Below are 20,832 nucleotides of genomic sequence, written 5' to 3' on the forward strand. Positions count from 1 at the left end.
CCTCCCCTATTTGCCGGACTGTGCTGGCGCGCCGCCCGGTAGCGTCAGGCCGCCCTTGATCAGGCTGTCACGCAGCACGTTGAAGGCTGGCAGCATCGCGCTCTCCTCCACGCAGGCAAAGCCAAGCAGCAGCCCGCGCCGTGACTGGCGGCACATGAAGTACTGCGACAGGGGCCGTACCTTCACCCCGCGCCGCAGCGCATGGGCAGCAATCTTCACGTCATCGCACCCCTTCGGCAGCACCAGCACCAGATGCAGCCCGGCATCGTGGTCATACTCATGCAAAAACTCCGGCCCCAGATAGCGCTGGATCAGCGACACCAGATAGGCGCGACGGCGGCCATAGAGCAGCCGCATCCGGCGGATGTGGGCGGTGTAGTGCCCTTCGCGCATGAACTGCGCCAGCGCGGTCTGGATCAGGAAGTGGCCGCCACGGTATAGCTCGGCGCTCGCCAGCTTCATCGCCGAGGCGAGCGGTTTCGGCAACACCATGTAGCCGATGCGCAACGCCGGGTAGAGCGTCTTGCTGAAGGTGCCGAGGTAGATCACCGGCGCATCTGGCTCCAGCCCCTGCAACGCCGGGTAGGGCTGGCCGCTGAAGCGGAACTCGCTGTCGTAGTCATCCTCAATGATCCAGCTCCCCTGCTCCCGCGCCAGCGCCAGCAACTGCTGGCGGCGCGGCAGGCTCATCACCGCGCCGAGCGGGTACTGGTGCGACGGCGTGACAAAGATCAGCTTCGGCGGCGCGCCCTCCGGCGCGGGCGGCACCAGCCCCTGTCCATCGACCGGCACCGGCTGCAACTCCGCGCCATTGATGCGCAAGATATTGCGCGCGCCCCAGTAGCCCGGCTCCTCGAACCAGACGCGATCGCCGGGATCGCACAGCATCTTGGCGATCAGGTCGATCCCCTGATGGGTGCCCTCGGTGATCAGGATCTGATCCACATCGCACTGCACCGATCGCGTGACGCGCAGGTACTCCACCAGCGCCTGTTGCAGCTCATAGCTGCCGCCCTGATGGCTGTAGGTGAGGTGGTGGTGCAGCGGATCGCGGTTGATCTTGCGCTGGATGGAGCTGAACAGCGCGTGCGGGAACTCGCGCACGTCCGGCACGCCCGGCACAAAGGCCCCCCACTGGTGCGGCGAGGCGTTGGCGTAGCCCATCAGGGTGCCGCCGCGCTTCGACAGCCGCGCCTCCTTGGCATAGCGCTCGATATGGTAGCTCTGGCCCGCGACCGCCGTCAGGTAGCTGTCGGGCAGGATCTCCGCCACCGCCGTGCCGCTGCCGGTCTTGGCCTGCAAGTAGCCCTCCGCCTGCAACTGCTCATAGGCGTAGAGCACGGTATTGCGCGACACCTCCAGCTCCCGCGCCAGATCGCGCGTCGCTGGCAGGCGGCTGCCGGGCGGGATGCTGCCATCAGCAATCGCCGTGCGCAGGCACTGGCAGACGCGCAGCCGCAGCTGCCCGCCGGTGGTCTGCTGCAAACGCTGTAAAAGCAGATCTGCGTGTAAAGAACGCAATTGGCTCCCTCCGTTTTCCTAAAGTGGCTCTCGCCTGATGTTAATAGAGACTGTTAATAATTAACAATATTGACGGCCGTTATTTACACGGCATAGCCTGTACCTGGAGAACACCATGAAACATCAGCAACTTAACCAACGCAAAAATGCCGCCACCCCGCGTGGCGTGGGCGTTATGTGTAACTGGTTTGTGAACCGCGCCGAGAACGCCACCCTGTGGGACGAAGAGGGCAACAGCTGGATCGATTTCGCCGCGGGCATTGCCGTGCTGAACACCGGCCACCGCCACCCGAAGATCGTGGCCGCCGTAGAGAAGCAGCTTCAGGCCTTCACCCACACCGCCTATCAGGTGGTGCCCTACGAGAGCTACGTCGCGCTGGCTGAACGCATCAACGATCTGGCGCCGATTGAGGGGCCAGCCAAGACCACTTTCTTCACCACCGGTGCCGAGGCGGTGGAGAACGCGGTGAAGATTGCCCGCGCCCACACCGGCCGCTCTGGCGTCATCACCTTCACCGCCGCCTTCCACGGCCGCACCCTGATGACGATGGCAATGACCGGCAAAGTGGCCCCCTACAAACGTGACTTCGGCCCGATGCCCGCCTCCGTGTTCCACGCCCGCTACCCGAGCGAGCAGCACGGCGTCAGCGTTGACGAGGCGATGGCGAGCATCGATCAGCTCTTTAGCTGTGACATCGCGCCGGAGCAGGTGGCCGCGATTGTGCTGGAACCGATTCAGGGTGAAGGCGGCTTCCGCCCTGCCCCGACCGAGTTCATGACCCGCCTGCGCGCCCTGTGCGACCAGCACGGCATCCTGATGATCGCCGACGAGGTGCAGAGCGGCTTCGCCCGCACCGGCAAGCTGTTCGCCATGGAGCACCATCCGCAGGTGAAGGCAGATTTGATCACCATGGCGAAGAGTCTGGCGGGCGGCCTGCCGCTCTCCGGCGTCTGTGGCCGTGCCGAGGTGATGGACGCCCCGGCCCCCGGCGGACTGGGCGGCACCTACGCCGGTCACCCGCTGGCGATCGCCTCCGCCCATGCAGTGCTGGATGTGATTCAGGAGGAGAAGCTGTGTGAGCGTGCCGAACACCTCGGCCAGCACCTGCGTGAGGTGCTGCACCTTGCCAAGGCGCGCAACCCGGCGATCGCGGACATCCGTGGCGTGGGGTCGATGATTGCAGTGGAGTTCTGCGATCCGCAGAGCGGCGCACCGGAGAAGGCGCTGTGTGCCGCCATCCAGCAACGCGCGATGGAAGCCGGTCTGCTGCTGCTTACCTGCGGCCAGCACGGCAACGTCATCCGCTTCCTCTACCCGCTGACCATCCCGGACGCCCAGTTCCAGCAGGCGATGGAGATCCTCAGCCACGTACTGACCGCTGAGTGAGGGCCGCCATGAACACCCTTTCCCCCCTGCTCGACCACCCGCTGGTGCGCCAGCCGGAAGCGGGCCAACCAGCCCCGGCTGGCTTTATTGAAGTGACCGACCCGTCGCGCGGGGAGGTGCTGGCGTGGGTCAAACAGCTCGACGCCGCTGACGTTGAGGAGGCGATCCAGCGGGCGCAGCGCGCCCAGCAGAGCTGGAAGCAGCAGACCGCCCAGACGCGCGCCGACATCCTGCTCAACTGGTATCAGGCGATTCTGGCCGAGCGCGAGGCGCTGGCCAACATCCTGACCGCCGAACAGGGCAAGCCGCTGGCCGAGGCGCGCGGCGAGATTGGCTACGCCGCCTCCTTTATCCGCTGGTTCGCCGAAGAGGCGCGCCGCGTGGAGGGCGACGTGCTCACCCCGCCGCAGGCACACCAGCGCTTGCTGGTGCTGAAGCAGCCGGTGGGCGTCTGTGCCGCCATCACGCCGTGGAACTTCCCGGCGGCGATGATCACCCGCAAGGCCGCGCCAGCACTGGCCGCGGGCTGCGCGATGATCGTCAAGCCCGCCGAGCAGACGCCGCTGACCGCCTTCGCGCTGGAGAATCTGGCGCGCCGCGCCGGGCTGCCGGATGACCTGCTGATCCATGTGCTCGGCGACGCGGTGGCGGTCGGCAAGACCCTGTGCGCCAGCCCGGTGATCCGCAAGCTGAGCTTCACCGGCTCGACCGAGGTAGGCCGCCTGCTGATGGCGCAGTGCGCGCCGACGGTGAAGAAGCTGTCGCTGGAGCTGGGCGGCAACGCGCCCTTCCTGGTGTTCGATGACGCCGATCCGGCGGCGGCGGTGCAGGGCATCATGGCCAGCAAGTTCCGTAACAGCGGCCAGACCTGCGTCTGCGCCAACCGCATCTACGTGCAGCGCGGCATCTACCCGGAGATCGTGCGCCACCTGACCACCGCCGTCGCGCAGTTGAAGGTCGGCGATGGCCGTGACGCCGAGAGCAGCCAGGGGCCGCTGATTGATGAGGCGGCGGTCGCCAAGGTGCAGCTGCACATTGATGACGCCTGCCAGCAGGGTGCCGAAGTGGTAAGCGGCGGCCAGCCGCACGCGCTGGGCGGCACCTTCTTCCAGCCGACCATCCTGACCGGCGTCACGCCGTCGATGCGTGTCGCCCATGAGGAGACCTTCGGCCCGCTGGCGGCGCTGATCCCGTTCGATACCGAGGAGGAGGCGATCCGCTACGCCAACGACAGCGAGTTCGGGCTGGCCGCCTACTTCTACACCCGTGACGCCAGCCGCCAGTGGCGCGTCAGCGAGGCGCTGGAGAGCGGCATGGTCGGCGTCAACACCGGTGCCATCTCCAACGAGGTCGCGCCCTTCGGCGGCGTGAAGCAGTCCGGGCTGGGGCGTGAAGGCTCGCGCTACGGGCTGGATGAGTACCTCGAGATGAAGTACCTCTGCTTTGACATCAGCCAGTAAGGCTGGGGCCGGGGCCACGCGCCCCGGCCACTCTGGCCGCCGCCCCGGCGGGCTATCACCCATTCACCATCACGACATTTTCCTGTTTGCGCCACCGGCACCAACAGGAAAGTAAGGGACATCTATGAGTAAGACAGCCACAGCCAGTGACCTGAACACCAACTTACGCGCCCGGCATATCACCATGCTTTCCATCGGCGGCGTCATCGGCGCCGGGTTGTTCGTCGGCTCCGGCAGCGCCGTCGCCCTCGCCGGCCCGGCCTCCATCATCTCCTATGCCATCGCCGGTCTGCTGGTGGTGCTGATCATGCGGATGCTCGGCGAGATGGCCGCCGCCTCGCCAGACAGCGGCTCCTTCTCCACCTACGCCGACCGCGCCATTGGCAAGTGGGCTGGCTACACCATCGGCTGGCTCTACTGGTGGTTCTGGGTACTGGTGATCCCGCTGGAGGCGAACGTCGCCGCCACCATCCTGCACGGCTGGTTTGAGAGCGTGCCGGTGTGGACTTTCTCCCTGTTCATCACCCTCGCCCTGACCGGCAGCAACCTGTTGAACGTCAAGAACTACGGCGAGTTTGAGTTCTGGCTGGCGCTGACCAAGGTGATCGCCATCCTGGCCTTCATCGTGATTGGCTGCATGGCGCTGACCGGCGTGATCCCCTCCGCCGAGAACGCGGGCCTCTCGCTGATGTGGAGTCAGGGCGGCTTTATGCCGCACGGCATTGGCTCCGTCCTCGCCGCGGTGCTGATCACCATGTTCTCCTTTATGGGCACCGAGATTGTCACCATCGCCGCCGCCGAGACCTCCTCCCCGGCAGAGCACGTGGTGCGCGCCACCCGGTCGGTGATTGGCCGCATTTCGGTCTTCTACCTCGGGTCGATCTTCATGGTGATCACGCTGGTGCCGTGGAACAGCCACGGGCTGACCACCCTCGGCTCCTACCAGACGGTGCTGGAGTCGCTGCACATCCCTTACGCCAAGCTGATCATGGACTGCGTGATCCTGCTGGCGGTGACCAGCTGCCTCAACTCGGCGCTCTACACCGCCTCACGGATGCTCTTCTCCCTGAGCAAGCGCGGCGACGCCCCGGCGCTGGCGCGCAAGACCAACCGGGTGAAGACCCCCTACGTGGCCGTGATGCTCTCCACCATCGCCGCCTTCCTGACGGTGATTGCCAACTACTACGCGCCGAAGAACGTGTTTGACTTCCTGATCGCCAGCACCGGCAGCGTGGCACTGCTGGTCTATCTGGTGATTGCCATCTCGCAGCTGCGGATGCGTACCAAGATGCGTCACGACCAGATGCCGATCCGCATGTGGGGCTACCCCTGGATCACGCTGGCAGTGATCGCCTTCATCGTGGTGATGCTGGCCTGTATGCTGTTTATGCCCGACCAGCGCGGCCAGGTGCTCGCCACCCTGATCCTCGCCGCCGCCGTGGTGCTCAGCTCCTTCTGGGTGCACCGCAAAAAACGCGACCAGCGCGCCCCCGCCGGGCAACTGGAGAAGAGTGTGGGGTAAGGCCTACAATATAAAAAAGCCCCGACAGGGGCTTTTTTATTGGCGGGATGTTCTGCGGACAATGGCAGGATGCGGGAGAAGAGAGAACGTGACTGTTTAAGACGATTAAAAACAACAAAGCCCCTTTCGGGGCTTTGTAAGTACTGCGCGGGACAAACGCTTAGAACGGAATATCGTCGTCGAAGTCCATCGGCGGTTCGTTATTCATCGGGGCGTTGTTCTGCTGCGGGGCCGGGCGGGACTGCTGGCCGCCGCTGAACTGGTTGTTGTTGCCCTGCGGCTGCTGCGGTTGGCCCCAGCCGCCGTTGTTGCCGGCGTTCTGGTTGTTGTTGCCCATCGGCGCGCCTGCGCCTGCACCGCCGCCCTGACGGCCGCCCAGCATCTGCATGGTGCCGCCAACGTTTACAACCACTTCGGTGGTGTAACGATCCTGGCCAGACTGATCCGCCCATTTACGGGTCTGCAGGGCACCTTCAATGTACACCTGAGAGCCTTTGCGCAGGTACTCGCCCGCCACTTCCGCCAGTTTGCCGAACAGAACCACACGGTGCCATTCGGTCTTCTCTTTCTGCTCGCCGGTGGCTTTGTCACGCCAGGATTCTGATGTCGCCAGAGTGAAGTTCGCCACAGCGCCACCATTGGGCATGTAACGTACTTCCGGATCCTGGCCCAGATTCCCGACAAGAATCACTTTGTTTACGCCTCTGCTGGCCATGTCGACTCTCCTGCCTGATGAGTTAATTTTCTGAAGATACTAAACCGTTCATTTTAGCACGCTACCCCGCGCGATCATACCTGCGAAGTGCGCCCCAGAATTGTTCACAGTATACCCAATCTTGCGGCGGAATACTGGATATCCATTCAGGTTTTTTTGTGTCATAATTAAACGTTTCGTACTTTCTGTGTCCTGCTTTCTTCCGTTGCGCAAGCGACAATGCGCCGGATACCCGTGACAGGCATAGTGAGAGATCGTGTTTAATCCGGGAAATATGAATGGATAAGATCGAAGTTCGGGGCGCACGCACCCATAATCTCAAGAATATCAACCTGATCATCCCGCGCGACAAACTGATCGTTGTCACCGGCCTGTCTGGTTCGGGCAAATCCTCACTGGCTTTTGACACCCTGTATGCCGAAGGCCAGCGCCGCTACGTGGAGTCGCTGTCGGCCTACGCCCGCCAGTTCCTGTCATTGATGGAGAAGCCGGACGTCGACCACATTGAAGGGCTGTCGCCGGCGATCTCCATCGAGCAGAAGTCGACCTCACACAACCCGCGATCCACGGTGGGCACCATCACCGAGATCCATGACTACCTGCGCCTGCTGTTCGCTCGCGTGGGCGAGCCGCGCTGCCCGCAGCATGACGTGCCGCTGGCGGCGCAGACCGTCAGCCAGATGGTGGACAACGTCATCAGCCAGCCGGAGGGCCGCCGCCTGATGCTGCTGGCACCGGTGGTGAAAGACCGCAAGGGCGAGCACACCAAGACGCTGGAGAACCTGGCGGCGCAGGGCTATATCCGCGCCCGCATCGACGGCGAGGTGTGCGATCTCTCCGATCCGCCGAAGCTGGAGTTGCAGAAGAAGCACACCATCGAGGTGGTAGTGGATCGCTTCAAGGTGCGCGACGATCTGGCGCAGCGTCTGGCCGAGTCCTTTGAGACCGCGTTGGAGCTATCCGGCGGCACCGCCGTGGTGGCGGACATGGATGACACCAATGCCGAGGAGCTGCTCTTCTCTGCCAACTTCGCCTGCCCGATCTGCGGCTACAGTATGCGCGAGCTGGAGCCGCGCCTGTTCTCGTTCAACAACCCGGCGGGTGCCTGCCCGACCTGTGATGGCCTTGGCGTGCAGCAGTTCTTCGACCCAGACCGCGTGGTGCAGAACCCGGAGCTGTCGCTGGCCGGTGGCGCGATCCGTGGCTGGGATCGCCGCAACTTCTACTACTTCCAGATGCTGCGCTCGCTGGCGGAGCACTATAAGTTCGACGTGGAAGCGCCGTTCGACTCGCTGAGCGCCAACGTGCAAAAGGCGATCCTGCAAGGCTCCGGCCGCGAGACCATTGAGTTCAAGTACATCAACGATCGGGGCGACACCTCCGTGCGCCGCCACCCGTTCGAGGGCGTGCTGAACAACATGGAGCGCCGCTACAAAGAGACCGAATCCACCGCGGTGCGTGAGGATCTGGCGAAATATATCAGCAACCGCCCCTGCACCACCTGCCACGGCACCCGCCTGCGGGAAGAAGCGCGCCACGTCTACGTGGAGAACACCACCCTGCCGGAGATCTCGGACTTCAGCATCGGCCACGCCATGACCTTCTTCCAGAACATGAAGCTCAGCGGCCAGCGCGCCAAGATCGCCGAGAAAGTACTGAAAGAGATCGGCGACCGCCTGAAGTTTTTGGTCAACGTCGGCCTGAACTACCTGTCGCTGTCGCGCTCGGCGGAGACCCTCTCCGGCGGCGAGGCACAGCGTATCCGTCTGGCGAGCCAGATCGGCGCCGGGCTGGTGGGCGTGATGTACGTGCTGGATGAGCCTTCCATCGGCCTGCACCAGCGCGATAACGAACGCCTGCTGGAGACGCTGATCCACCTGCGCGACCTCGGCAACACGGTGATCGTGGTGGAGCATGACGAAGACGCCATCCGCGCCGCCGACCACATCATCGACATCGGCCCCGGCGCGGGCGTGCATGGCGGCCAGGTGGTGGCCGAGGGCACTGCCAGCGACATCATGGCGAAACCGGAGTCGCTGACCGGCCAGTTCCTCAGCGGCGAGCGTGAGATCGCGGTGCCAGAGCAGCGCGTGCCGGCCGATCCCTCCCGCGTGCTGAAGCTGGTGGGCGCCAAGGGCAACAACCTGAAGGATGTCACCCTGACGCTGCCGGTGGGGCTGTTCACCTGCATCACCGGCGTCTCTGGCTCAGGCAAGTCAACGCTGATCAACGACACGCTGTTCCCGATTGCGCAACGCCAGCTCAACGGCGCGACCATCATCGAGCCAGCGCCGTTCCGCGAGGTGCAGGGTCTGGAGCACTTCGACAAGGTGATCGACATCGACCAAAGCCCGATCGGCCGTACGCCGCGCTCCAACCCGGCGACCTACACCGGCATCTTCACGCCGGTGCGTGAGCTGTTCGCTGGGGTGCCGGAGTCGCGCAGCCGTGGCTATACGCCGGGCCGCTTCAGCTTCAACGTCCGTGGCGGCCGCTGCGAGGCGTGTCAGGGCGATGGCGTGATCAAGGTGGAGATGCACTTCCTGCCGGACATCTATGTGCCGTGCGACCAGTGCAAGGGCAAGCGCTATAACCGCGAGACGCTGGAGATCCGCTACAAGGGCAAGAGCATCCATGAGGTGCTGGAGATGACCATCGAGGAGGCACGTGACTTCTTCGACGCCGTGCCAGCGCTGGCGCGCAAGCTCCAGACGCTGATCGACGTGGGCCTCTCCTACATCCGCCTTGGCCAGTCGGCGACCACCCTCTCCGGCGGTGAGGCGCAGCGCGTCAAGCTGGCGCGCGAGCTGTCAAAACGTGGCACCGGCCAGACGCTCTACATTCTGGATGAGCCGACCACCGGCCTGCACTTCGCGGACATCGCGCAACTGCTGGCGGTACTGCACCAGCTACGCGATCAGGGCAACACCATCGTGGTGATTGAGCATAACCTGGACGTGATCAAGACCGCGGACTGGATCGTCGATCTGGGGCCAGAGGGCGGCAGCGGCGGCGGCGAGATTTTGGTTTCCGGCACGCCGGAGACGGTCTCGGAGTGCGAAGCCTCGCACACCGCGCGCTTCCTGAAGCCGATCCTTGCCAGCCATGTGGCGAAACGGCAGAAGAAGTCTGCCTGACAGACGTTAGCCATCAAGGCCACACCACGGTGTGGCCTTTTTTTGCCTAGACGCCCAGATCCTGCCGCACCTCTTCCGGCAGCGCGGTGACCACCAGTTGGTAGGAGCTATCGATCAGGTGGTAGAAGTGGGAATCCGGCAGGTCGCCGTCGAGGAAAATGGTGTTCCAGTGCGCCTTGTTCATGTGCTCCGCTGGCACAATCTCCGGGTGCTTGTTGCGCAACTCCTCGGCCAGCTCCGGGCTGGTCTTCAGCGTGATCGCCGGGCGCTCCTGCAAGGGGCTTACCATCGCGAACATCATCTCGCCGACCTTTACCTGATTGGCGTTCCATTGGTTATCCACGCTCTGCTCCGCGCCCGGCTTGGACATGCAGTAGTCGAGCAGCTCTGAACTGGTCATTTGGGTTCCCCTTGTAAGGTGGCGACGATGCGCCGCTGGCCGCCGTGATTGCGATGCTCACCCAGCCAGATGCCCTGCCAGGTGCCGAGCACCAGTTTCCCATGCCGCACCGGCAGCATCAGTGATGCGCCCAGCAGCGACGATTTAATATGGGCCGGCATGTCATCCGGCCCCTCATAATCATGTTCGTAATTGGCGTTCTCCGGCACCTGCCGCAAGAAGTGCCGCTCCATGTCGCCGCGCACCGTTGGGTCACAGTTCTCATTCAGCGTCAGTGAGGCGGAGGTGTGCAACAGCAGCAGGTGCAGCAGGCCGGTCTCCAGCCGTGCCAGCCCCTCCAGCTTGCCGACCACCTCGTCAGTCACCAGATGGAACCCACGCGGTTTGGCGCTCAGGGTCAGGGTATGTTGATGCCACATCATTTGCTCCATGCCATGTACTCTTCTATCCAGTGTGCATCAATCGGCTGAAAGATAAAGGCGGAGAGGGGAATTTCCTGCGGGCGTGACGGGCGGAGGGAGGGAAAAACGGCAGGCCGGACGGCCTGCCGAGGGGGCTTACTGCACGGCGGCGAAGGCTTCCGCCACGCGCTGCACGTTGCCGTGGTTCAGGCCAGCCATGCAGACGCGGCCGCTGGCAATCAGGTAGACGCCGAACTCGTCACGCAGGCGGTCAACCTGCGCTTCGCTAAAGCCGGTGTAGCTGAACATGCCGCGCTGCTCCAGCAGGTAGTCGAAGTTGCGCGCGGGCAGCGCCACCTTCAGTTTGGCGACCAGCGTTTTGCGCATCTCCAGAATGCGGGTGCGCATCTCTTCCACTTCCGCCAGCCACAGGGCGTTCAGCTCTGCGTCGTTCAGCACCTTGCCCACCACCTGCGCGCCAAAGTTCGGCGGGCTGGAGTAGTTGCGGCGCACGGTGGCCTTCAGCTGGCCGAGCACGCGGCCTGCGGCGTCGGCGTTCTCGCACACCACCGAGAGGCCGCCGACGCGCTCGCCATACAGCGAGAAGATCTTGGAGAAGGAGTTGCTGACCAGACACGGCAGGCCAGCCTGCGCCATCGCGCGGATCGCGTAGGCATCCTCTTCCATGCCCGCGCCAAAGCCCTGATAGGCGATGTCGAGGAACGGGATCAGCTCACGCGCCTTCGCCACCTCAATCACCTGATCCCACTCTGCCGGGGTCAGGTCAGAGCCGGTCGGGTTGTGGCAGCAGGGGTGCAGCAGCACGATGCTTTTTGGCGGCAGCTGTTGCAGGCTCTCCAGCATCGCGGGCACGTTCACGCCCAGGCTGTCGGCGTCAAAGTAGGGATAGGTGTGCACGTTGAAGCCCGCGCCCGCGAAGATCGCGATGTGGTTCTCCCAGGTCGGGTTGCTCACCCACACCTCAGATTCCGGGAAGTAGCGCTTGAGGAAGTCCGCGCCCACTTTCAGCGCGCCTGAGCCGCCGACGGTCTGGATGGTGGCGATGCGCCCCTCGGCCAGTGCCGGGTGCGCCGCACCGAACAGCAGGTGCTGGATGGCGCTGCGGTAGGCGGTCAGGCCCTCCATCGGCAGGTAAACTGACGCACCGTGCGGCGTGTCACTCAGCTGACGCTCGGCGCGTTCAACGGCCTGCATCTGCGGGATGATGCCCTGCTCGTTGTAATAAAGCCCGATGCTCAGGTTAACCTTCTGCTCCCTCGGATCCTGTTTGAAGCTCTCCATCAGCGAGAGAATGGGGTCACCTGCATAGGCATCAACATTTTGGAACACGGTGCTGCACTCCTTGGATTGTCTTGTCATGAATAGGGTCTCGGGCGCTTATACGCTGTAGCGGCCGGGCCGGTGGTTCAGGGCGATGATCAGGTTCAGCAGGGTAGCACCCGCAATCGAGACCACCAGCATCGGCAGGCTCACCACCAACAGCGAGGCCAGCACGATCGCCACGTCAACGCCCATCTGCAATTTCCCGGCGCGGATACCATATTTGTCCTGCAGGAAAAGCGCCAGAATATTTACGCCGCCGAGGCTGGCTTTGTGGCGGAACAGGACGATAAAGCCCAGCCCCATGATCACGTTGCCAAACAGCGTGGCGTAGAAGGGCTGCAACTGGTCGAAGTGGATAAACAGCGGGTGAAGGTCAGAGAACAGCGACACCAGCCCCACCGCGCAGAAGGTTTTCAGCGTGAATTGCCAGCCCATGCGCCGGATCGCCAGCCAGTAGAACGGCAGGTTAATCAGGAAGAAGGCGGTGCCGAAAGAGACATGGGTCAGGTAGTGCAGCAGGAACGCCATGCCAGCGGTGCCGCCGGTCAGCGCGCCGACCTGGCGCAACAGGATGACGCCGAAGGAGACCATCAGGGTGCCAATCAGCATCGCCAGCACATCTTCCAGTGCGGAGTGTGCGAGTTTAGGGGGTTGAATCACGTTGTCCATTGGGGGTCACTTTGTCAGGGAAGCGCAGCCGGGCTGCGGGCTATAGCTAATCAGCAAAAAGCGCGCCATTTCAGGTGCTTTGGTTGCTGACAGACGCTTTTTTCGCCCGTCCGGTGGCCCGCTCCGCCCTGCCCTTCGGTAACATTTTGTTTGTGCGGGACATTTATGTTCACACTTTTTGCATTTTTTTCCGCTTCTGTGCGCAACCCACGCAGTGAACTCCCCCATCACGCGCAGTCTGCGCATTAATTGCCGCGAAGATGCACTTTTTTTGCACATTGATAGCACCAAAAAAGTGCATTGCACCCTAACGTGGCAGGGTCAGCAGGCCATTCTCTTTCAGGCGGTTCAGCACCACCGAGGTTTTGATGTGGGCCACGCTCTTGTGGTTGGAGAGGATCTTGCTGATCAGGTCGCTGAGGGCGGCCAGATCGGCCACCGCCACCTTCAGCAGATAGTCGGCGTCGCCGGTGGTTTTGTAGGCGTCGATGATGGCGTCCACCTCCGCCAGCATGGCGTGGAAGCTCTCCACATACTCCGGCACATGGCTGATGAGGCGCACCTCAATCAGGCCGATCATTCCCAGCCCGACCGCTTCCGGCGCGAGGCGCGCATGGTAGCCGAGGATCAGCTGCGCCTGCTCCAGACTGATGCGGCGGCGCGAGCACTGGGACGCGGACAACCCCACCAGTTCGCTTAGCTCCTGATTGGTCAGACGCCCATTACTCTGCAACAGGGTCAACATCTTCAAATCGTAATCATCAATATTGTACATAAATACCAACCTGCGCACTTATCGCTTCTTTTTATGGTTGCCCCACAGACTACCTGTTTTTTCACGCCCGGCGAGCGGTGCGGGAAAAAATGGCCGATCGCGCTGGCTATCCCCTGCCTTGCTGGCATAACCCCAGCCGCCACGCCGCTTTGCTGACCGATAATCGCGCCCCGCCCACCGTGCGCCAAAAAAAAGCCTTTCCGCGGGAGGGCACGGAAAGGCAGTGGAGGTACATTCGTTTCCCTTTTCAGCAAGGGATATCGTTATTCACCACCACAGACATAGGCGGTTTGGGTGGTGTCAGGATAGGAGCTCTGTTGCCCCTGTGTCAGGCTGACCGCGAAGTAGTGGTTAAGCTGCGCCACATCGACTTCGTTGGTCCAGTAGCTGGTCGAGGTGTCCCAGTCGTAGGCACTCATGTTGCCCCACAGGCCGACCAGACTGCTCATGTTGCCCAGCGTTGGCAGGCCGCCACTCCCCGTACAGGCGCCCTCGGCGGTCGGGTGATCGCCCGAGCTGCTGGAGCCAGCGGTATTGAACCAGCTGACGAAGTTCCAGCTCTCAGTGACCACCTGCTGGGTCAGCGCGTCGGTGATGGTTACGCTGACGCTGCCCTTGCCGGGGTTGCTGTCGAAGGTCACGGTGCCATCGTTCTGTACCGTGACCGCCGGGTTGCTGCTGTTCCAAACGAGCGTGCCAGAACCGCCGGTGACGGTGATGTGGAAGCGCGCCCCCGGCCAGGCGATCGCCGGGCCTTGTGAGAAGGTTTTGCCGTTGGCGTTGCCACCATCAGCATCGACCGCCTCACGCGATACCACGCTGACCGGCACGGTGAAGCTGACATTGGCGGCGGCGGTTTTGCTGGTCTCCTGATCCAGCGTCGCGGTCAGGGTGACCGTCGGCAGGGCCGCGGCGCTACGCACCGTGGCGCTGCCGTTGCCAGCGGCATCCAGGGTGATTGGGCTACCGGTGAACTCCACCGCCGGGTCGCTGGCGGTCAGGGTCACGCTGCCGACAATCGGGTTGTTGAAGGCGTCATGCACGTTCACCGTGACGGCGTTGTCGGTGTCGGTGGCGTAGATGCCGTTGTTGGACGGGGTCAACGTCACCTGTGCCGTGGCGAGATCCGGCACGAACTGGTAGGGGCCGCCGCTGCCGGTGATGCCGTTGTCCAGTCGCACCGCCACGGTATTGGCTGTCCCGGCCTGCTGGCTGGTGAGGTTAAAGGTCACCTGCCCGTTGGCGTCGGTGGTGCCGCCCGGTACCGAGAGCTGGCCAAAGTCGGTGGTGTAGGTCACCGGCTGGTTGGCGATCGGGTTGCCATTGGCGTCACGTACCGTGCCGGTGATGACAATCGGCGTGGTGCCGTTGGCCGGGACGGTGGTGGTATTCGCCTCTACCGTGATGGTGGCGGTCGAGAGGTCAGCGGTGAAGGTGACAACACCCGCATTCACTGGATTCCCATTCGCCGGTGTCCCGACGACCCTGGCCTGCCCGGCCACCACGCTGGTCAGGCCAACGTTGGCTTTACCCGCGGCGTCCGTGGTGGCGCTGGAGGCCGCCAGCGTGCCCAGATCGGTGGTGAAGGCCACAGACAGGTTGGGCACTGGGTTAAGGAAGGCATCCTGAACGGTCGCCGTGTAGGTTACGACATCGCCGCCGTTGGCCAGCGCCGTCAATTTATCTGACTCAAGGAGGCTGATGTACGCCGTGCTGGCATCGGCAATAAACGCCGCCGCCGGCGCGGCCACCGCCGCCCCACCGTTTACGCTGCCCGTCACGGCCACCGGCCCGGCTTGGGTGCCGACCAGCGGCAGGGTGATCTGCCCGGCATCATTGGTCGGTGCGCTCGCCCCGTTACGGAAGATGCCGCGATCGGTGACCAGTGTCACGGTCTGCCCCACCAGCGGGTTGCCGCTGGCGTCAGTGACGGTCGCCGTGTAGTTGAGCGGATCGGTGCCGTTCGCCAGTGCCTCCGGTTTATCGACCGTCAGCGCGCTGATGCGTGCGGTGGCGGCGTCAGCCACGAAGGTTACCAGCGGCGCGTCAGAGGCGGTGCCACCGGCCAGTTGCGCGTTCACCTGCGCTGGCCCGGCCTGGGTGCTGCCGAGGGTGATGGTGGCCTGTCCGTTGCTGCCGGTGGCACTCTGTGCGCCGGAGAGCGTGCCGAGGGTGGTGGCCCAGTTGACCGGCACCTGCGCCAGCGGGTTGTTGTTGGCGTCCGTGACGGTGGCGGTGTAGGTCGCCAGATCGGTGCCGTTTGCCACCGCCTGCGTCTTATCGACCGTCACGCCACTGATGCGGGCGGTGCTGGCGTCAGCGGTGAAGTTCACCACGCTGGCGTTGATGCTGGCCCCATTGCTCAGCGAGGCGCTGACCGTCGCTGGCCCAGCCTGAAGGCTGGTCAGCGCGCTGCTCACCTGCCCGTTGGCATCAGTGACAGCGGTGGTGGTCGCCAGCGTACCGAGGGTGGTGGCGAGCGTCACGGTCTGGCCGGGCACCGGGTTATTGTTGATGTCACGCACCGTCGCCACGTAGGTGATGGTGTCTGTGCCGTTGGCGACGGCGCTGGTTTTGTCCGGCGTCAGCGCGGCCACGGTGACGGTGGCCGGGTCGCCGGTGAAGACGACCTCCTCCGCCGTACGCGGCGTGCCGCTGCCGATGCGCGCATCCACCACCGCCGTACCCGCCTGAAGGCTGGTCAGGGTGATGGTGGTGGTGCCGTCCAGCCCGGTGGCGCTGGTGGCCGCCGCCAGGTTGCCGAAGTTGGTGCCCCAGTTGACCAGCTGGTTAGCGACCGGGTTGCCGTTGCCATCGGTGACGGTGGCAGTGTAGGTCGCCTGATCGGTGCCGTTCGCCAGTACCAGCCGTTTGTCCACGGTCAGCGCCGTGACGGTGGCGCTGGCGGCATCCGCACTGAAGGTGACCGGTGTGGCGCGGGTCGCCGGTTGGTTGGCGATCACGCCAGAGACCGTCGCCACGCCGCGCAAGGTACTGGTGAGGGTAGTGAGGTAGTGGCCCTGCGCATCGGTCACGCCCTGCGGCGCGGCCAGTGTGCCCAGATCGCTGCTCAGCGTTACCGCCAGCCCGCCAAGCGGGTTGTTGTTGGCATCCACCACCAGCGTGTCATAGGTGACCGCGTCAGTGCCGTTGGCGACCGCCGCGATCCTGTCTGGCGTCAGCGAGGCGATGCGCGCGGTGGCGGGATCGCCGCTGAAGGTCAGCGGGTTGCTGGTGATCGCCGCGCCATTGCCGAGGGTGGCGGTCACCTGCCCTACGCCCGACGTGCCGCTGGTGAGCGTGATGCTGCTGTTGCCGTTGAGATCGGTGACGCTGCTGGTGGCGGACATCGCGCCCAGCGTGGTGGCCCAGTTGATGCTCTGCGCCGGGATCGGGTTGTTGTTGGCATCCACCACCGTGACGGTCACGGTGATCGCATCACTGCCGTTGGCCAGCGCCTGCGTCTTGTCAGTGGCGATCTGGCTAAAGCGTGCGGTGGCCGCATCCGGCACGAACAGCACCGGCGGGGCCTGCACCGGCTCTGGCGCATTCGGCACATTGCTGAGGCTCACCTGCGCAATCTCTTGCGCCACGCCCGCTTCGGTACTGGTCAGCGTGACGGTGGCGATCCCCTGATCGTTGGTGACGCTGGAGGGCACCGAGTCCTCACCGAGCGAGGTCAGCCAGCGTACCACGGCACCTTTCACCGGCTGGCCGTTGTCATCCACCACCAGTGCGGTGTAGACCACCGGATCGACGCCGTTGGCGATGGCGCGGTTTTTGTCCACTGTCAGGCTGGCGATGTGGGCGTTGCGCACCAGCAGGTTCTCATTGACGGTCACTGGCGTCAGCCCAATGTCGCCGACCGACGGGGTGATCACCACGCTGCCGGGGTTGTTACCGGCGGTGAGCAGCACCTGATAGACGCCAGCGGCGCTCTCATTGAGGGTGCCGAGGCGCGCCGCCACGGCGGGTTGGGTGCTGCTATCGCTCAGGGTCTCCGCCAGCGTCATTTTCAGCGCGTCGCCGAGGCCGGATACCGGGTTGCCGTCGGTGTCGAATACCCGCACCTCAATCAGCGAGGTGCTCTGGGCATCGGCGAAGATGTCGGTCGGGGTGGCGGTGGTGGTAGATTTCACGCTGTCGATGGCCGCGCCGCTGACGGTGATTACCGAGCTGGCGGTGTTGGAGCGGTTGCCGTTGCGGTCGGTGGCGATGCCGGAGATCGGATAGCTGTTCGGGCTGCCGTCATAGCGGAACGGTGGCATCTTCACCTGATAGCGGCCATTGCCGGTATCGATGATGGTGCCGCCAGCCGCTGCCAGTTCGCTCTGCTGCCAGTCAATGCGAGAGAGCGCGTATTTGGATTGCAGGGTGTAGTTGATGTCATAGAGTTCGCCGCTGCGGCCGCTGATCTGCGCTGGCAGGCCGAGGGAGATCAGGATCTTTTTGCGGAACTCCATCACGATGTCATTGTTGCGCTCCACCAGATCGAGCCGGCTACCGGCCAGGCTGCGTTTCAGGGCGACGTTCTCTGACGAGATCTGCTCATCCCACGGCACGCCGAAGGTGTAGTTGAACATCAGGCTGTAGCGAGTTTCATCCACCCCGCCCTTGCCGTCGCGGTAGTCCACGCCGAGGCTGACCAGCGGCACCGGCGTATAGCTGGCGCCGAGGGTGATGGCGTGCGGGTTGCGCTGGCGGTTTTCGGTGCCAAACAGCGCCACGCTGTTGCCGTAGTACTGCTCATAGGCCAGCTTGCCGCCCACCTGCGGGTAGGCTGGCAGGTAGCCCTGCGCGGTGACGTCCCAGCCGTTGGCCGGGCGCTCCTCGTAATCCTCCAACTGTTTGGAGTCTACCCAGTTGGTAAGGCGCATGTAGACGTTGGCAGAGAGTTTCAGGTAGTCGCGCCACGCCTCGCCGCCCAGACCAAGCCGGGCGTTGTTGTTGGTCACCTCCTGGTCATAGAACAGGTTGTAGCCAAACATCCAGCCGAAGTCGGTGAAGTGGCGCTGGCCGATGCCGAGGTTGGCGATCACCCGGTCATCGGTGTCACGCACGCCGAACTGGGTGAAGAAGATGCGGGAGCGGCTCTGCCAGATTGGCGTCAGCATATCCAGCGAACTGGTGTCGAGGTCACTGCCATCGCCCACCGCAAAATTGGCGCGCACGGTGCCAAACTGGCTGAGCCACCCCTCAACGCTGGAGGTGGCGACCTGTGCCAGTTGGTTCTGGGCGAAGCGCCCGGCGGCGTCGCCGTCACTGTAGCGGCTGCCAGTGGCCTGCCCGAAGGCTTTCGCCTGCTGGGCGACGTTGCGCAGATCCCACCCCTCCTCCTTGCCGAGCGGCGTGCTGCCGAGCACCGGCAGCGCCTGATCGCGCTCGCTCATCGGCACCAGCAGGATGTCACCGGCCCCCAGCCGCAGCATGGCGGCGCGGTCAGGCTGGCGATACTTGTTCAGATCCCACAGCGCATCGAGGCTTATCTGTTTGCGTTGGGCGATCAGGCGGGCATTTTCGCCGGGCTGTAGGGTGTACATGCTGGCCCGGCTGAGGGTCTGCTCCTCCAGCCGGATCTCTGGCTGGTGCGGCGATGCCGCCCACGCCTGTAACGGCAGCAGCATCAGCAGTAACTGAAGGACTATTTGCAGCCATGCGGTCACCCGCAAGGCACAGCGGTGCGCACGCACCGCCTCAAGGAGAGAGACGCCAGAGGAGAGTTTCATTGTAATATCCCACACCTGTTAACAGAAGAAAATAAAAAGCCCCGGTGGATGTTCCAGCAAAACACACAGGGAAATAAGCGGGTGTTCTATTTCACCCCTTCCAGAAAACAGACAGCAGCACGGGAGAATACAGGCAGGGCCACTCCCTTTAAAAAGAAAATGAAATGCCAGCAACATCTGCCAATAAACCTATAGCCTTTAATTCACGCTGTCAAACCACGGTATTTATTTCCGCGCTAATCTATTTCGTGCTTGATAGCCCTCCATAAAATCGTTTATTTACAACGCAATAAACTATATAAAGCCAGACGATAACCCTGATTTATCCGCGTAAATCACCCAAGGAAAAATTACCTTTGCTAATCTGGCAGAGAGCGGTGGGAATAGTGGGCAAGGCAGGATAACAATAAAAAACGGCAGGCCGTCACACTTTTATTTTAACTTTTGTTGTCGCGATTATTCGCTATAAATCCAAAATACCTTTTCGCGCAATTAATCCCCTACGTTATCCTCCACGGAAATTAATGGCGCAATTGGTGGCGATAAATATTAACTGGCTCATCTCTCTGGATTAATTTGGCGGGAGTGGGCGTGGGAGCCATCAATGGGCGCGGAATGGTAAGCGTAGGGGGAATTAACCCGCAGGCGGGCGACATAGCGGGGCGGCAGGCACCGCCCCGGCCCACGTTTATTCGTCAGCGTACTCCATCGCGACCCTGGCGGTCAGCTTGGTGATCAGCTCATAGGCGCTGACGCCGGTGGCGGCGGATACCCGCTCCACCGGCAGCTCCGGCCCCCACAGCACCGCGTCGTCACCCACCCGATCGGTGGCGTCCGGGCCAAGATCGACGGAGATCATGTCCATTGACACCCGCCCGACGATCGGCACTTCGCGGCCATTGATCCAGACCGGGGTGCCGGTCGGCGCGCTGCGCGGGTAGCCGTCGCCGTAGCCGATGGCGATGACGCCAAGGCGGGTGTCGCGCTCGCTCTGCCAGACGCCGTTGTAGCCGACCGGCTCGCCTGCCGCGTGCTCGCGCACCGCAATCAGGCTGGCGCGCAGGCTCATCACCGGCTGGAAACCAAAGTGGGCGGCATGGGGCTGCGCCAGCGGCGACACGCCATACAGCACGATGCCGGGCCGCACCCAGTGGCGGTGGGCATCGGCCCACAACAGCAGCCCGCCGGAGGCGGCGATCGACTGCTCGCCCGGCTTGCCCTGCGCAAAGCGGTCGAAGCAGGCGAGCTGGTCGAGGGTGGTACGCTTCTCCGGCTCATCGGCGCTGCTGAAGTGGCTCATGATGTTCACCGGCTGGCTGACGTTCGGGCAGGCGCAGAGCCGACGGTAGAACGCCTCGGCCTGCGCCGGGCGCACGCCGAGGCGGTGCATTCCGGTGTCGAGCTTCATCCACACCTTCACCGGCCGCGGCAGGGTCGCCTGCTCCAGTGCCTGCAACTGTTCCTCGCTGTGCACCGCCGTCTCAATGCTGCTCGCCACCAGCAGCGGCAGGTCGGAGGCGCTGAAAAAGCCCTCCAGCAGCAGGATCGGCTTGACGATGCCGCCCGCCCGCAGCGCCAGCGCCTCGCTGAGGCGCGCCACGCCGTAGCAGTCGGCATCTTGCAGCGTGTGGGCGCTCTCCAGCAGGCCATGCCCGTAGGCGTTGGCCTTTACCACCGCCACCAGGTGGCTCTGGGGTGCCAGCCGACGCACCTGTTGCAGGTTATGCCGCAGTGCGCGGCGGTCAATGACCGCGGTGGCCGCTTTCATGGTTCGT

Annotated in this window: 13 protein-coding genes; 4 read left to right on the forward strand and 9 right to left on the reverse strand. The window is 63.6% G+C overall.

Annotated features, from left to right (window positions below; translation table 11 throughout):
• Positions 1 to 6: 6 nt before the first annotated feature.
• Positions 7 to 1,521, reverse strand: coding sequence for a PLP-dependent aminotransferase family protein (locus C1N62_RS15765; RefSeq protein ID WP_137764521.1), 1,515 nt, complete (start codon positions 1,519 to 1,521; stop codon positions 7 to 9).
• Between the two features lie 115 nt (positions 1,522 to 1,636).
• Here C1N62_RS15765 and C1N62_RS15770 point away from each other — a divergent pair, with 115 nt between their 5' ends.
• The 3 genes from C1N62_RS15770 to gabP all read left to right on the forward strand — a co-directional run bounded on the left by C1N62_RS15770 (position 1,637) and on the right by gabP (position 5,890).
• Positions 1,637 to 2,908, forward strand: coding sequence for a 4-aminobutyrate--2-oxoglutarate transaminase (locus tag C1N62_RS15770; protein WP_137764522.1), 1,272 nt, complete (start codon positions 1,637 to 1,639; stop codon positions 2,906 to 2,908).
• An 8-nt stretch (positions 2,909 to 2,916) separates the two neighbouring features.
• Positions 2,917 to 4,368 (forward strand): NAD-dependent succinate-semialdehyde dehydrogenase, encoded by a 1,452-nt coding sequence (locus tag C1N62_RS15775; RefSeq protein WP_137764523.1) that lies wholly within the window; start codon positions 2,917 to 2,919, stop codon positions 4,366 to 4,368.
• Positions 4,369 to 4,492: 124 nt separating this feature from the next.
• Positions 4,493 to 5,890, forward strand: a complete 1,398-nt coding sequence (gabP, locus tag C1N62_RS15780; RefSeq protein WP_137764524.1) for a GABA permease — start codon at positions 4,493 to 4,495, stop codon at positions 5,888 to 5,890.
• 160 nt (positions 5,891 to 6,050) lie between these two features.
• On the opposite strand, the gene C1N62_RS15785 is transcribed toward gabP, so the two are convergent.
• Positions 6,051 to 6,605 (reverse strand): single-stranded DNA-binding protein, encoded by a 555-nt coding sequence (locus tag C1N62_RS15785; RefSeq protein WP_137764525.1) that lies wholly within the window; start codon positions 6,603 to 6,605, stop codon positions 6,051 to 6,053.
• A gap of 278 nt (positions 6,606 to 6,883) precedes the next feature.
• On the opposite strand from C1N62_RS15785, the gene uvrA reads away from it, so the two are divergent.
• Entirely contained in the window at positions 6,884 to 9,742 is a 2,859-nt protein-coding gene (uvrA, locus tag C1N62_RS15790) for an excinuclease ABC subunit UvrA (RefSeq protein WP_137764526.1), read from the forward strand.
• Between the two features lie 46 nt (positions 9,743 to 9,788).
• Here uvrA and C1N62_RS15795 read toward each other — a convergent pair whose 3' ends face one another.
• The 7 genes from C1N62_RS15795 to alr form a co-directional block, all read right to left on the reverse strand.
• The gene (locus C1N62_RS15795) at positions 9,789 to 10,142 is read right to left on the reverse strand and encodes an MmcQ/YjbR family DNA-binding protein (protein ID WP_137764527.1); all 354 of its coding nucleotides are present in this window, start codon (positions 10,140 to 10,142) and stop codon (positions 9,789 to 9,791) included.
• On the reverse strand, positions 10,139 to 10,561 hold the full coding sequence (locus C1N62_RS15800) for a secondary thiamine-phosphate synthase enzyme YjbQ (protein ID WP_137765040.1): 423 nt from the start codon (positions 10,559 to 10,561) through the stop codon (positions 10,139 to 10,141). The genes C1N62_RS15795 and C1N62_RS15800 overlap by 4 nt, the downstream gene beginning before the upstream one ends.
• A gap of 138 nt (positions 10,562 to 10,699) precedes the next feature.
• Complete coding sequence (locus C1N62_RS15805) at positions 10,700 to 11,893, reverse strand: amino acid aminotransferase (protein ID WP_137764528.1); 1,194 nt, start codon at positions 11,891 to 11,893, stop codon at positions 10,700 to 10,702.
• A 48-nt stretch (positions 11,894 to 11,941) separates the two neighbouring features.
• Positions 11,942 to 12,556: a YitT family protein gene (locus C1N62_RS15810; RefSeq protein ID WP_137764529.1), complete on the reverse strand. Its 615-nt coding sequence runs from the start codon at positions 12,554 to 12,556 to the stop codon at positions 11,942 to 11,944.
• A 307-nt stretch (positions 12,557 to 12,863) separates the two neighbouring features.
• The gene (locus tag C1N62_RS15815) at positions 12,864 to 13,331 is read right to left on the reverse strand and encodes an Lrp/AsnC family transcriptional regulator (RefSeq protein WP_137764530.1); all 468 of its coding nucleotides are present in this window, start codon (positions 13,329 to 13,331) and stop codon (positions 12,864 to 12,866) included.
• 263 nt (positions 13,332 to 13,594) lie between these two features.
• Positions 13,595 to 19,057 (reverse strand): Ig-like domain-containing protein, encoded by a 5,463-nt coding sequence (locus tag C1N62_RS15820; RefSeq protein ID WP_137764531.1) that lies wholly within the window; start codon positions 19,055 to 19,057, stop codon positions 13,595 to 13,597.
• A 688-nt stretch (positions 19,058 to 19,745) separates the two neighbouring features.
• The gene (gene alr, locus C1N62_RS15825) at positions 19,746 to 20,825 is read right to left on the reverse strand and encodes an alanine racemase (RefSeq protein ID WP_137764532.1); all 1,080 of its coding nucleotides are present in this window, start codon (positions 20,823 to 20,825) and stop codon (positions 19,746 to 19,748) included.
• Positions 20,826 to 20,832: the final 7 nt, after the last annotated feature.

This window comes from Nissabacter sp. SGAir0207, assembly GCF_005491205.1.
Taxonomy (GTDB): Bacteria; Pseudomonadota; Gammaproteobacteria; order Enterobacterales; family Enterobacteriaceae; genus Chimaeribacter.

Coding starts and splice junctions, on each gene's coding strand:
- C1N62_RS15770 (WP_137764522.1), top strand. CDS start 1,637: ATGAAACATCAGCAACTTAACCAACGCAAAAATGCCGCCACCCCGCGT.
- C1N62_RS15775 (WP_137764523.1), top strand. CDS start 2,917: ATGAACACCCTTTCCCCCCTGCTCGACCACCCGCTGGTGCGCCAGCCG.
- gabP (WP_137764524.1), top strand. CDS start 4,493: ATGAGTAAGACAGCCACAGCCAGTGACCTGAACACCAACTTACGCGCC.
- C1N62_RS15785 (WP_137764525.1), bottom strand. CDS start 6,605: ATGGCCAGCAGAGGCGTAAACAAAGTGATTCTTGTCGGGAATCTGGGC.
- uvrA (WP_137764526.1), top strand. CDS start 6,884: ATGGATAAGATCGAAGTTCGGGGCGCACGCACCCATAATCTCAAGAAT.
- C1N62_RS15795 (WP_137764527.1), bottom strand. CDS start 10,142: ATGACCAGTTCAGAGCTGCTCGACTACTGCATGTCCAAGCCGGGCGCG.
- C1N62_RS15800 (WP_137765040.1), bottom strand. CDS start 10,561: ATGTGGCATCAACATACCCTGACCCTGAGCGCCAAACCGCGTGGGTTC.
- C1N62_RS15810 (WP_137764529.1), bottom strand. CDS start 12,556: ATGGACAACGTGATTCAACCCCCTAAACTCGCACACTCCGCACTGGAA.
- C1N62_RS15815 (WP_137764530.1), bottom strand. CDS start 13,331: ATGTACAATATTGATGATTACGATTTGAAGATGTTGACCCTGTTGCAG.
- C1N62_RS15820 (WP_137764531.1), bottom strand. CDS start 19,057: ATGAAACTCTCCTCTGGCGTCTCTCTCCTTGAGGCGGTGCGTGCGCAC.
- alr (WP_137764532.1), bottom strand. CDS start 20,825: ATGAAAGCGGCCACCGCGGTCATTGACCGCCGCGCACTGCGGCATAAC.